12 protein-coding genes are annotated in these 12,008 nt (G+C 64.8%); 6 read left to right on the top strand and 6 right to left on the bottom strand.

Going from position 1 to position 12,008, the window contains the following annotated elements; genetic code table 11:
• Together VKP01_RS15590 and VKP01_RS15585 are read right to left on the bottom strand one after the other, a co-directional pair.
• On the bottom strand, positions 1 to 289 hold a 289-nt coding region (locus VKP01_RS15590), incomplete at its 3' end, for an ATP-binding cassette domain-containing protein (RefSeq protein ID WP_324413901.1).
• An 81-nt stretch (positions 290 to 370) separates the two neighbouring features.
• The gene (locus VKP01_RS15585) at positions 371 to 1,438 is read right to left on the bottom strand and encodes an ABC transporter substrate-binding protein (RefSeq protein WP_324413899.1); all 1,068 of its coding nucleotides are present in this window, start codon (positions 1,436 to 1,438) and stop codon (positions 371 to 373) included.
• A 218-nt stretch (positions 1,439 to 1,656) separates the two neighbouring features.
• Between VKP01_RS15585 and VKP01_RS15580 the strand changes: the two genes are divergently transcribed.
• Positions 1,657 to 2,172: a CIA30 family protein gene (locus VKP01_RS15580; RefSeq protein ID WP_324413897.1), complete on the top strand. Its 516-nt coding sequence runs from the start codon at positions 1,657 to 1,659 to the stop codon at positions 2,170 to 2,172.
• 169 nt (positions 2,173 to 2,341) lie between these two features.
• On the top strand, positions 2,342 to 3,232 hold the full coding sequence (locus VKP01_RS15575) for a LysR family transcriptional regulator (RefSeq protein ID WP_324413895.1): 891 nt from the start codon (positions 2,342 to 2,344) through the stop codon (positions 3,230 to 3,232).
• A 429-nt stretch (positions 3,233 to 3,661) separates the two neighbouring features.
• Here VKP01_RS15575 and VKP01_RS15570 read toward each other — a convergent pair whose 3' ends face one another.
• The 4 genes from VKP01_RS15570 to VKP01_RS15555 all read right to left on the bottom strand — a co-directional run bounded on the left by VKP01_RS15570 (position 3,662) and on the right by VKP01_RS15555 (position 6,605).
• Positions 3,662 to 4,453 carry an enoyl-CoA hydratase-related protein gene (locus VKP01_RS15570; RefSeq protein WP_324413893.1) on the bottom strand — a complete coding sequence of 264 codons (792 nt, stop codon included), beginning with the start codon at positions 4,451 to 4,453 and terminating at the stop codon, positions 3,662 to 3,664.
• Positions 4,450 to 5,118 (bottom strand): uracil-DNA glycosylase family protein, encoded by a 669-nt coding sequence (locus tag VKP01_RS15565; protein WP_324413891.1) that lies wholly within the window; start codon positions 5,116 to 5,118, stop codon positions 4,450 to 4,452. Before VKP01_RS15565 ends, VKP01_RS15570 begins: the two co-directional genes overlap by 4 nt.
• A gap of 13 nt (positions 5,119 to 5,131) precedes the next feature.
• Positions 5,132 to 5,740, bottom strand: a complete 609-nt coding sequence (locus tag VKP01_RS15560) for a glutathione S-transferase (RefSeq protein WP_324413889.1) — start codon at positions 5,738 to 5,740, stop codon at positions 5,132 to 5,134.
• A gap of 274 nt (positions 5,741 to 6,014) precedes the next feature.
• Positions 6,015 to 6,605, bottom strand: coding sequence for a thermonuclease family protein (locus VKP01_RS15555; protein WP_324413887.1), 591 nt, complete (start codon positions 6,603 to 6,605; stop codon positions 6,015 to 6,017).
• 87 nt (positions 6,606 to 6,692) lie between these two features.
• On the opposite strand from VKP01_RS15555, the gene VKP01_RS15550 reads away from it, so the two are divergent.
• From VKP01_RS15550 to VKP01_RS15535, 4 genes are all read left to right on the top strand, one after another.
• Positions 6,693 to 8,267, top strand: a complete 1,575-nt coding sequence (locus VKP01_RS15550) for a HAMP domain-containing sensor histidine kinase (RefSeq protein ID WP_324413885.1) — start codon at positions 6,693 to 6,695, stop codon at positions 8,265 to 8,267.
• Between the two features lie 224 nt (positions 8,268 to 8,491).
• On the top strand, positions 8,492 to 10,171 hold the full coding sequence (locus VKP01_RS15545) for a pilus assembly protein (protein ID WP_324413883.1): 1,680 nt from the start codon (positions 8,492 to 8,494) through the stop codon (positions 10,169 to 10,171).
• Positions 10,172 to 10,423: 252 nt separating this feature from the next.
• Entirely contained in the window at positions 10,424 to 11,425 is a 1,002-nt protein-coding gene (plsX, locus tag VKP01_RS15540; protein WP_414706594.1) for a phosphate acyltransferase PlsX, read from the top strand.
• 12 nt (positions 11,426 to 11,437) lie between these two features.
• A partial coding sequence (locus VKP01_RS15535) for a beta-ketoacyl-ACP synthase 3 (protein ID WP_324413881.1) occupies positions 11,438 to 12,008 on the top strand: 571 nt, incomplete at its 3' end.

Here is a 12,008-nt window from a genome sequence, read left to right as displayed (position 1 = left end):
CGATGTTGTCGGCGACATCGAGATGCGGGAAGAGCGCGAGCGACTGGAACACCATGCCGAAATCGCGCCGGTTCGGAGCGAACGCGGTGATGTCGCGCCCGCCCGCATGCAGGGTCCCGCCGCTCGGCTCCTCGAGCCCGGCGATGAGCCGCAACAGGGTCGTCTTGCCGCAGCCGGACGGGCCGAGCAGGCAGACGAAGCAGCCGGCGGGGATATCGATGGACACGTCATCGACAGCGGCCAGACTGCCGAAACGCTTGCTCATGCCGCGAAGTGACAAAGCCGTCATGCGCTTTCCCGGAATCGAGGCCGGCCCGGAAGCCGGCCCCCTGGCAGAGGTCTGGTGGTCATGCGGATGCGATCACGCGGCTCAGCCCGTGATCATCTCCGACCATTGCTGATTCACCCAGTCCGAGCGCTCCACGTAGAGATCGTAATAGGGCAGGATCGGCGTGCGATCGGAGGCGACGGCGTTGAATTCCTCATCCGTCAGATCGGTCAGCTCCCGCGCCACGGTCGGCGCGGTGCCGACGAAGCGTGCGAGCTTGGCCTGAATCTCCGGCCGGGCCATGTAATCGATGAAGATCTGGGCGCGATCGATCGCATCGGATGCGCTGGAGACCACCCAGGAGCCGGAATCGAGCACGGCGCCTTCTTCCGGGAAGGTCGAACGCACGGGCTGACCGTCAGCGGCGGCGAGGCCGGTCACGTCGTGGTAGTACTGCCCCATGGGAATCTCGCCGGATTCCAGCGCCTGCTGGAACTGGCCCTCATCGCGATACCACAGGCGCACATTGTCGCGCACTTCCGAGAGCTTCTCGAGCACCTGCATCACGCCGTCCTCGTCGGCGAGGATGTCGGTGCCGCCGAAATGGGTCGTCGCGGTGATCTCCAGAAGGAAGGAGTTGGAGGCGAGCGCCAGCAGACCGAGGCGGTCACGATTGGCGGGGTCCCACAGGGCCTGCCACGAGGTGGGCGGCTCGGGATAGATGTCGGTATTGGTCACCAGCGTGATGTACCAGCTCACCGCGCCGGTACCGTAGAAGCGCCCATCATCATAGGCATGGACGAAATGATCGGGCAGGTTGGCCCGGTTGGGCACCGCTTCCGGGTCGAGTTCGGCCCAGAGCCCGGCGCTCTGGCCGCGAATGCGCGCCACCTGCGCCATCATCGAGACATCCGCCGGGGCCTGGCCCGCGCGGGCGGCCTGCTGCAGCTGAACCAGCCAGGCCTCGCCCGTCGGCTGGCCGATCGATTCCACCTCGATCCCGGTCTCCGCCGTGAAATCGGGGAAGATATGGGAATCGAAACTGTCCTGGAAATAGCCGCCATAGGTGCCGACCTTGAGCGGGGCGGATTGCGCCCGCAGGATCGCCGGGGCAGCCATCAGGCCGATACCCGTTGCCGCGCCGCCGATCAGAAAACTGCGTCTTCTCATGGTTATACTCCCTGTCCCGACACGGATCGTCCGACCTTGCCGGCTTTCTGCTCCGCGCCGCCCCTCATGCATTGTTTCCGCCGCCGGATTGCTCCGCGACGTCTTGCGTGATTGAACACGCCGAGGGCAGGCTTAGCAAGATGCAGGCCGCGTCGCACGGATGCGCCATCACGCACGTGCGATATGGACTTTGCAATGCAGCGAGCGGGAGAGAGGCGATGCGCGAACTGATCATCGACGACGCCACCGGCGCGACCAGCCGCCTCGGCACGGCCTGGCGGCTTGTCGGCGATACGGTCATGGGCGGCGTCTCACGCGGCACGCTGACGCAGGAGAATGTGGCCGGGCGCCCGGCATGGCGGATGCGCGGCAGCGTGAGCCTCGAAAACAATGGCGGCTTCCTGCAGATGGCCCTCGATCTCGCGCGCGATGGCGCGGCTTTCGACGCGTCCGGCATGGATGGGCTTTGTCTGATGGTTTGCGGCAACGGCGAGGATTACAATGTCCACCTGCGCACCCGCGATCTGGATCGGCCCTGGCAATCCTTCCGTGCGCACTTTCATGCGGGCACGGAATGGCGGCAGGTCAGCTTGCCGTTCGCCGCATTCACTGCCCATCGCACGCAGGTGCCGCTGCGGCTGGAGCGGCTGCACAGGATCGGACTCGTCGCCATCGGGCGCGCCTTCGAGGCGGATCTCGCCATCGCGCACCTTTCCTGTTTCCGCGCTGAATGACGTCGTATGAGGATGGTATTGCACGCCTTCCCCCTTGCCCTTGCGCAGCGGCCCGGCCAAGATCGGATGCTGGTGCGTTTCAGGCGTGTGGTGACGGCATGTCGGCAGTGTTGCGGCCAGCGGATCTGCCGGTGGCGGATTCGAATCGGATGAAGACGGGGGATTGATTTTGGATTGGGACAAGGTCCGCATCTTCTTCACGGTGGCGGAGGCCGGCTCGTTCACGCGCGCTGGTGAGGATCTGGGCCTGAGCCAATCCGCCGTGAGCCGCCAGATCAGCGCGCTGGAGCGGGAATTGCATGCGCCGCTGTTCCACCGGCATGCGCGCGGCCTTCTGCTGACAGAGCAGGGCGATCTCCTGTTCCGCGCCGCCCGTGACATGAAAATGCGGCTGGAGAGCACCCGTGTGCGGCTCTCCGAGACCAGCGAGCGCCCCTCCGGCACGCTGAAGGTGACCACGACGGTGGGTCTCGGCTCGCTTTGGCTGACCCAGCGCATCCCTGAATTCATGGATCTCTACCCGGATATCAATGTGGAGATGCTGCTTTCCAACGAGGAACTCGATCTGGCCATGCGCGAGGCGGATGTGGCGATCCGGCTGCGCCAGCCGACGCAGCCCGACCTGATCCAGCGCCGCCTCTTCACGGTGCATTTCCACGTCTACGCCTCGCCCGACTATATCAAGCGCTTCGGTGAGCCGAAGGCGCTGGAGGAACTCGACGATCACCGCCTGCTCGCCTTCGGCGGCGATCAGCCCTCCTATCTGCTGGGTGTGCACTGGCTCGCCACGGCGGGGCGCGATCTGCGCAATCCGCGCCCCTATCGCTGCGTGATCAACAATATCAGCGGCCTGAAGACGGCTGTGGAGAACGGGGCGGGGATCGCCGTCCTGCCCGATTATGTCACCGACCAGAACAACCAGCTGGTCCAGATCCTGCGCGATATCGAAATGCCGGCACTGGAATCCTACCTCGTCTATGCCGAGGAGATGCGTTCCGTGGCCCGTGTTCAGGTCTTCCGCGACTTCCTCGTCTCGAAGGCGCAGCGCTGGACCTATTGAGTCAAGGCGCCGCAGCGCCGACGCGACATTGTATACGATTTTTCTGCAAAGGATTGTTGCGTGAACGCAAGCGGAAACCGCAATGCCGCACGATTGTTTTTCGATGTTTAAAAATCTTGGAATATAATTTGTTTGGGTCCGCGGCTCCTGCATGTCGCAGCGTCTCACGGCTCGAATATGACCAAGACATGCGCAGAGTGCATATCTGTTGCGCGACCCGGTGCATTGCAAAAAGGCAGACTGCGCGTCATATCACCCGTGGCTGAAGGCAACGGAGCTGCCATTCCTCCCGGCGGTTTTCCGTTTCGGCCGTTCCCCTCTGGAAGGTTTCCGACACTCCCAGTCGAAACCGGACCAACTTTTCAGGCCAGTTCCCCGCGTGGAACTGGCCTTTTTTCCTGAATGGTCGTGACCGGTTCGCAGGCCGGCTCAGCGCCCCGTGAAGACCGGCTTGCGCTTTTCCCTGAAGGCGGTAACACCCTCCTCGAAATCGTCACCGCGGCCCAGTTTCGCCTGCAGCCGCGCCTCTAGATTGAGTTGGCTCGCCAGATCGTTGTCGAGGCTCTCGCGCACGGCCTGTTTCATGGCCTGCTGTGCGAGCGGCGCGCCGGCGGCGAGGGTATGCGCGAAGGCGCGCGCATCGGCTGCGAAGCTCTCATCGGGAAAGACCTTGGCCACGAGCCCCATGCGCAGCGCCTCCCCAGCGGAAACCGGCTCGGCCGTGAGCATCAGGGCGAGCGCGCGTTTGGGGCCGACGAGCCGAGGCAGGATCCAGGTTCCGCCCGCATCGGGGACGAGTGCGATCCTTGCAAAGGCCTGCTGCAAATTCGCCGCCTGTGCCGCGACCGCGATGTCGCAGGCCAGCGCGATATTCGCCGCCGCCCCCGCCGCCGGGCCGTTCAGCGCGGCGATGGTGAGTTTGGGATAATCGGCGAGCGTCAGGATCAGGGGATTGTATTCGCGCAGGAGTGTCTCTTCGAGATCGGCGCGCCCGTCCGGGCCGAGCGGCAGTTCGGCGGTGAGATCCTGGCCAGCACAGAAAGCACGGCCCGCGCCCGTGAGCATGACGACGCGCACGTGCTCATCTGCTGCGTGTTCGGCGAGCGCCGCGCGCAGTTCCAGATGCATCTGCGAGGTGAGAGCGTTGAGACGCGCCGGGCGGTTCAGGGTGATGATCGCGACGGCATCCTCGCGGGTGCTGGTGATCACGGGTTCGCTCATCGGTTTTCCTCCTCGCGCGCGGCGTCAGTCATCAGCGCCGCGACATCTTCACGCAGGATGGGCAAAAGCTCGGCTTCGAACCACGGGTTTTTGCGCAGCCAGGCATTGTTGCGCCAGGACGGATGTGGCAGTGGCAGGATACGCGGGTTCTCCGGGCGCTGATGGAGCGCACGCCAGTTCCGCACGGTCTCGGTCAGGCTCGCGCCCCTCGATCTGCCCAGATGATAGCGCTGGGCATGGATGCCGATGGCCAGGATCAGGGCAAGCCGCGGCAGCCGGTCGAGCACCGCCTTACGCCAGACGGGCTCGCATTCGCGGCGCGGCGGGAGATCCCCGCCCTTGGCATCGTAGCCGGGAAAGCAATGGCCCATCGGTACGATGGCGATGCGGGCGGGGTTGTAGAACTGCGCCTCGTCGAGACCGAGCCAGTCACGCAGCCGCACGCCGGACGGGTCATGGAAAGGCAGGCCCCTGAGATGGGCGCGGTTGCCTGGCGCCTGGCTCGCGATCAGGATGCGTGCACGGGCATCCGCCTGGATGATCGGGCGCGGCTCATGCGGCAGGGGAGGGCCGTAACGGGGCCCATCACGGCAGATGCGGCAGGCGCGCAACTGTCCGATCACGACTTCGAGCTCGCCGGATGCCGGCATCGGCGCCTTCGCCATGGAGCGATCCGGTTCAGGCGGCGGCACTCGGGCGCGCCTTCAGGGCGCCGTGCCAGCGCCTGACATGGGTGAATTCCTCCGGGATGGTCAGCTTTGCCGGTTTCATGAAATCGAGCGCCACGAGGCCGGTAATGTCGGCGATGCTGAAATCGCCTGCGAGGAATTCGGTCCTGGCAAGCCGCTCATCCAGAAGGGCGAGAAATTCCTTTACCTTCGGTTTGTTGGCCTCCCCCCATTCCGGCACCTGCGGCACCTCCATCTCGGCCATGGCGGGATGCAGGTGGCGGAATACGGCTGCGACCGTATCGAGCAGACCGAATTCCACCCGCCTTTGCCACATCTCCACCTGCGCACGCTCCAGGGCGCCGGTGCCGAAGAGCGATGGCTTCGGGAAGAGTTCCTCGAAATAGCGGCAGATGGCAATCGATTCGGCGATCACGGCGCCATCGTCGAGGACGAGCACGGGCGTGCGCTGCATCGGATTGAGCGCCGTGAATTCCGGCGAGCGCTGCGCCAGCGCCCCGATATCGACGGGCTGCGTCGCCACCTCGATATGCTTTTCCGCCAGATAGATGCGCACCCGTCTGGGATTGGGCGCACGCCCGCCATCATAGAGCTTCATCCGTGACCCCCGTTTGAAACGAGGGGAGCACAGCGCCGGCGTGGGGTCAATTGCGTGGCATGCCGAGAAAAAGCCCGGTCATGTCGAACGGATCAAGAAAAAAGGCCCGGACATGCCGGGCCCGAAGTGGAAGAGGGGGTCTCAATATGGACTTGGGAGGGGGGCTCGTAACCGCCGTGAACCCCGGCACGCCGTGCCTGGCATCGTTGCGGTAACGAGCATATAACGCGGCTGTCGGCGTGTGAGTTCCGTTGCGGCATTGGGCAGGGCGGATTCAATTCAGCCGGGCACGGATCATGTTCTCGTCGAAGCTGCCCGACCAGATGCCGCGCTTCTCGGCCCGGGCCTCGACCTCCTCGTTGCGATAGGTCTCGCCCGCCAGCGCATGGCCGGCGAGCACCATAGCGCTGGCCAGGTCGCGCCCGTCGACGAAACAGCGCGCCACGGTGATGCCGCCGCGCCGGGTATCGCCGGGCACGCAGCGCACCGGATCATCGTCGATCAGGGCGGTGAGGGTATCGCGGGCCGCCGCGCCACAGCGGTAATCGAGATCGTCGCGGCGGCAGAACATTTCAGGTGGCGGCGCGGCGATTCCCGCCAGCCGGTAGCTGGTTCCCGCGACCGCGATGACATCGCCGCGCAGGGCGGCGGCATGGCCGAGCACGGCCTCGCTGCCACGATCGACGGCGAGCAGATAGATCACCATGGCGCCGATCACGAGCGCCATCAGCGCGAGCAGCCGGCGCGAGCCCGGGCGCCCGCGCGCCGAGAGATTGCGCATCATGCGCCTGCGCGCGCGCCGACCGGCCCGCCGCCGCAGGGCATGGGCGCGTTCGGATTTTTTTTGCTGCGGGTCGATGATCATGAGGCCGACATTAACGAATTCTGCGCATGCTGGCGAATGTCATAACGCGAATCGCTGCGTAAACCGTTAACGGTACTGGTTTTTTGCATGAGCAGAGAGACGGTGACGGCAACACCGCCGGAAACCGCATCCTTTGATGGCGACGCACAGCGGCGTCGCAAGGCCGCGCACAACATGCGCGCGGCACGCGAGCGGCTGACCTCCGCTGTCGGTCTGGAACGCTCGTTCGAACTCGAATTCCTCCGGCTTTTCGCACAATACCGCACCGGCGCGGCCATCCCGCTCTTCGTTCTCGCCGCAGCCGGCGGCGCCGTCGCTTCCTTCTGGCTGCCGCTCGAAACGGCGGGATTGCTCTTCGGCGTCATCGCCTTGACCATCGGGCTGATGGTGATGCTCTCGCGCCGGCTCCTGCGCCAGGGTGAGGATGATACCCGGCTGGGTTACTGGCATCGCGTCTTTGTCATCGGCGAAGCATTGCAGGGCGCCTCCTGGGCGCTGCTGGTGCAGGCGCTGGCGAATGCGCCGGCTCCGGGTTCCGACAGTTTCGTGCTGTTCGTCACACTGATGGCCTCCGCCGTGACGGCCATGCTCTCGGCGACGTTGCCGGCCGCAGTCTATGCCGGGTTGCTGCCGCTCTGCGTCGTGGTCCTTGCGCACGCCATGAGCGTGCGCAATGTCGATGCCGCGATGATGGCGGCCATGACGATCAGCGCGCAGATCTTCTTCGTCTTTCTCGCTCGCCGACTCTATTCGAGCGCGCTCGCGACGCTGCGTTCGCGGGCGGAGAAGGACAAGCTGTTCTTCGAACTGGAGGAGGCCAAGGCCAATTCCGACGAGGCGCGTCGGCGTGCGGAAGAGGCCAACCTGGCCAAATCCCGCTTCCTCGCCACGATGAGCCACGAATTGCGCACGCCGCTCAACGCCATTCTCGGCTTCTCGGAGGTGATGAAGGACGAGGTCTTCGGCGAGCACAGCACCAGGACCTACAAGGATTATTCCGCCGATATCCATTCCAGCGGTCAGCATCTGCTCAACCTGATCAACGAGATTCTCGATCTGTCACGCATCGAGGCGGGGCGCTACGAACTCAACGAGGAGGCGCTGCTGCTATCCTACATGATCGATGATTGCCGCCACATGATGAACCTGCGCTCACGCGCCAAGGAGCAGACCATCAAGGCGATGATCGACCCGACGCTGCCACGCATCTGGGCGGATGAGCGCGCGATGCGCCAGATCATTCTCAACATTCTCTCCAACGCCGTGAAATTCACCCCGCCGGGCGGCGAGATCGTGATCAAGGCGGGCTGGACCTCCTCAGGCGGCCAATACGCCTCGATCCGCGACAACGGCCCCGGTATTCCGCCGGAGGAAATCCCGATCATCATGTCGTCCTTCGGGCGCGGCACCTGGGCGCTCAAGACCGCCGAGCAGGGCTCGGGGCTCGGCCTGCCGATCGTGAAGGGGCTCGTGGAAATGCATGGCGGCCATTTCCAGCTGACCTCGGCGCCGCGCGAAGGCACCGAGGTGATCATGACGCTGCCGGCCTCGCGCGTCATGAACGCGCTGCCCGCCATGGATGTTGCGGAAAACGAGGATGCCGACGGCGCGGCGCACAACAGCCGCACCCGGCGCTCCGGCGGCGCGCATGCTGCAGCCTGAAGGGCTGCCAAGCCGGGTTCGGCTTCCATGCATGCATGTCGCGACAAGACTCCACTATGCCACCGGAAGCCGCAACGCATGACAAGCGCGTTCCGACCTGACGGAATGACACTCTCATTGAAGATCATCGTCTGGATGATAGCACTTACGCGAGTCCGGTATCAAATTTACGTAACGGAAATTGGTTTGTGGCATTCATGACTTAATCAGGGGATATGCATGTCATGAAGTCATCCTTTCGCGTATCGACCGGCGGCAATGTCGGGATGTTGTTTGCCTTGTCCCTGCCTGTGGTCTTTGCCTTCGTCGGTGCTGCGGTGGACGGTGCCTATATGCTCAACGTCAAGACGCAGCTGCAGAAATCCGTCGATGTGGCCGCGCTGCTGGCCGCGCGCGACGTCGAGACGGACATGGAGCGCGAGGCGGTCTTCAGGCAATATCTGGAGAACAACCTTGCCGGTGGGAATTTCACGGTCACGGAAATCGATGTCGATGTCGAGAGCGGTCTGAATTTCGTTCGGATCGACGGTCGTGTCGAAGCGGATGTGCGGTTGTTCTTCATGCATCACCTGGGCATCGAGCAACTGAGCGCGTCGTCTTCGGCCTTCAGGGCGAAAGAGGCCCTCGAAATCGCCGTCGTGCTCGACAATACCGGGTCGATGGGGTCGCGCGGCATCAATGCGCTCAAGCGCGCCTCGCATGCGCTCGTCGACGCTGTCGAAGGCGGGCGCGGTGAGGACCAGGATATCCGCATCAGCCTCGTGCCCTTTGTGACTGCGGTCAACATCAAGGGCGAAGGCTTCGACCCCGCCTGGATCGATATGGACGGGCAGGCGCTCTATAACGGCTGGAACTTCATCGACGATCCTCTGCGCGAGCGGCGGCGCAACGGTGAACGGCTCGACGCGCTCCCCGAGGGTTTTGGCAGCAACGCCACCGGCAACGGCGCTGGTGGTGGCCAGGCCTGCAAGAATCAGGGTAAGGGTGCGCCGGCCATCGCCAAGCGCGAGCGCTGCCTCGCCGCCGACCAGTATCCGCATCACATGTACCTGTTCGAACAATCGGGGACCACGTGGAAGGGCTGCGTCGAAGCACGGCCCGCACCTTACAATCTGACGCCCGTGCCGCCTGATCCGGCCAATCCCGATACGCTGTTCGTGCCGTATTTCGCCGCGGACGAACCGGGTGACCGCATGAACCGGGGCGGCAACAGTGCCACGCGGTTCAACAATTCGTGGCTAGACGACGCGGTGACCGGAACCGAGGAGGAGCGCCTGCGCGCGACCTTGAAATACATCGACCCGGCGCAGATGAGCGTTGATGACGGCGGCCCCCTCACCATCGGCCCCAACCGTGCCTGTCCCACGCCCATCGTGCCGTTGAGCGCGGATTTTGCGACGGTGCGTACGGGTATCGATGCGATGAATTTCTGGAACGGCTCCGGGACCAATATCGCCGAGGGCCTCGCCTGGGGCTGGCGCGTGCTCTCGCCGGAAGCGCCTTACACGCAGGCCGCGCCTTTCGGGGAGCGCGGGCAGCAGAAATTCCTCGTCCTGATGACCGATGGCCGCAACGTTTCCTATGGCGCACGCAATGAATTCACGCGCTCGGATTACGGCTCCTACAACTTCCTCGCAAACGGGCTGATCGACGGGGAGACCAGCCAAGGGGCGGCGGAGCGCACGCTCAACGACTGGACCGTGCAGATGTGCACGCAGATGAAGCAGCAGGAGATCGAGATCTTCACCGTCGTCTATAACGAGAGCGACGCTGCCGTCCTCGACATGTTCCGCCGCTGCGCCTCGAGCCCGTCGAATTTCTTCATGGCGCGCAACACCGCAGCCCTGGAAAACGCCTTCATGAATATCGGCCAGCAGGTCTCGCGGCTGCGCATCACCAAGTGATGGCGGGCAGGGGGCACGGGCGCCATTGCACCCGGGCGCTTCCCCGCCCCAAGCCCCGAAATCGAAATTCCGGTTGCGCCGGGGCGCCATGGCGCTATGGTCCCGCCTTTGCGGCAGGCGTGTGCTGTCGCGCCGGCGAAACCGAGTTGCAGATCGTTCATGCAGGATTCCACCGCGACAAACGCCCGTGACGCGGGCAGGGCAGCGCAGCGCGCGGCCGACGCCAGGCCCGTGCGAATCGCCATCGACGCGATGGGCGGCGATCACGGGCCCGAGGTCGTGATTCCCGGTGCCGCCATGGCGCTGCAGCGTCATCCGCAGATGCGCTTCGTCATCTATGGCGATGCGGCGCAGGTGGAGCCCCTGCTCGATGCGCATCCCGCCCTGAAGGCGGCAAGCGCGTTCACGCATACCGACGTCTCCATCAAGATGGACGAGAAGCCGAGCCAGGCCCTGCGTCTGGGGCGTTACAAATCATCGATGTGGCGGGCCATCCAGGCGGTGCGCGACGATGAGGCCGATGCCTGCCTCTCCGCCGGCAATACCGGCGCGCTGATGGCGATGTCGATGTTCTGCCTCAAGACCATGCCGCAGGTGGAGCGCCCCGCCATCGCGGCGATCTGGCCGACCGTGCGCGGCGAGAGCATCGTGCTCGATGTCGGCGCGAGCATCGGTGCGGATGCCAGCCATTACGTCAACCTCGCGGTGCTGGGCGCGGCCATGGCGCGCATCGTCTTCGACATGGAGCGCCCCGGCGTCGGCCTGCTCAATGTCGGGCGCGAGGAGATCAAGGGGATCGAGGCGGTGAAGGAGGCCGGGCGTACCCTGCGCGAGGCGAAACTGCCCAATCTGGATTATCGCGGCTTCGTCGAGGGCGACGATATCGGCAAGGGCGCCGTCGACGTGGTGGTGACCGAGGGCTTCACCGGCAATATCGCGCTCAAGACCGCCGAGGGCACCGCCAAGCAGATCGGCGCATATCTGCGCTCGGCGATGGGCCGCACCTGGCGGGCCAAGCTCGGCTATCTCCTGGCCAAACCGGCCTTCGATGCTCTTCGGGCGAAGATGGATCCAAGCCGTTCCAATGGCGGCGTCTTCCTCGGGCTGGAGGGCGTCGTGATCAAGAGCCATGGCGGGGCCGATGTGAAGGGCTTCGCCGCCGCCATCGACATCGCCTACGACATGGCGCATTACCAATTGATGCGGACGATCCGGGACATGCTCGACGAGACCCCGATCGCCACCGCGTCCTGAGGGTGTGAGACAGTGACATTCAAACGTTCCGTCGTCGTCGGTTGTGGTTCCGCGCTCCCGCGCAAGGCCGTGACCAATGCCGAGCTCGAAGCCGTCGTCGAGACCTCCGATGCCTGGATCACCCAGCGCACCGGCATCCGCCAGCGCCATATCGCGGCGGAAGACGAGACCACCTCGGTGCTTGGTATCAAGGCCGCGCAGGCCGCCCTCGCCGATGCAGGGCTGGGTATCGAGGATATCGACCTGATCATCTGCGCCACATCGACACCCGACAACACCTTCCCCTCCACGGCGACACAGATCCAGGCCGGGCTCGGCATGCATCACGGCGCCGCCTTCGATCTGCAGGCGGTCTGCACCGGGTTCGTCTATGCCGTCGCCACGGCGGATAATTTCCTCAAGACCGGTGCACACAGGCGCGCGCTCGTGATCGGTGCGGAGACCTTCTCGCGCATCCTCGACTGGTCCGACCGCACCACCTGCGTACTGTTCGGCGACGGAGCCGGGGCGGTGGTGCTGGAGGCGCAGGACGGCACTGGCGCGAGCGGCGATCGCGGCGTTCTGACCACGCAATTGCGCTCCG

This window comes from Saliniramus sp. (genome assembly GCF_035311605.1).
In the GTDB taxonomy this organism is placed as follows: Bacteria; Pseudomonadota; Alphaproteobacteria; order Rhizobiales; family Beijerinckiaceae; genus Saliniramus.
This window is presented reverse-complemented; position numbering and strand designations above follow the sequence as displayed.

Coding starts and splice junctions, on each gene's coding strand:
- VKP01_RS15585 (WP_324413899.1), bottom strand. CDS start 1,438: ATGAGAAGACGCAGTTTTCTGATCGGCGGCGCGGCAACGGGTATCGGC.
- VKP01_RS15580 (WP_324413897.1), top strand. CDS start 1,657: ATGCGCGAACTGATCATCGACGACGCCACCGGCGCGACCAGCCGCCTC.
- VKP01_RS15570 (WP_324413893.1), bottom strand. CDS start 4,453: ATGAGCGAACCCGTGATCACCAGCACCCGCGAGGATGCCGTCGCGATC.
- VKP01_RS15565 (WP_324413891.1), bottom strand. CDS start 5,118: ATGGCGAAGGCGCCGATGCCGGCATCCGGCGAGCTCGAAGTCGTGATC.
- VKP01_RS15560 (WP_324413889.1), bottom strand. CDS start 5,740: ATGAAGCTCTATGATGGCGGGCGTGCGCCCAATCCCAGACGGGTGCGC.
- VKP01_RS15555 (WP_324413887.1), bottom strand. CDS start 6,605: ATGATCATCGACCCGCAGCAAAAAAAATCCGAACGCGCCCATGCCCTG.
- VKP01_RS15550 (WP_324413885.1), top strand. CDS start 6,693: ATGAGCAGAGAGACGGTGACGGCAACACCGCCGGAAACCGCATCCTTT.
- VKP01_RS15545 (WP_324413883.1), top strand. CDS start 8,492: ATGAAGTCATCCTTTCGCGTATCGACCGGCGGCAATGTCGGGATGTTG.
- plsX (WP_414706594.1), top strand. CDS start 10,424: ATGGGCGGCGATCACGGGCCCGAGGTCGTGATTCCCGGTGCCGCCATG.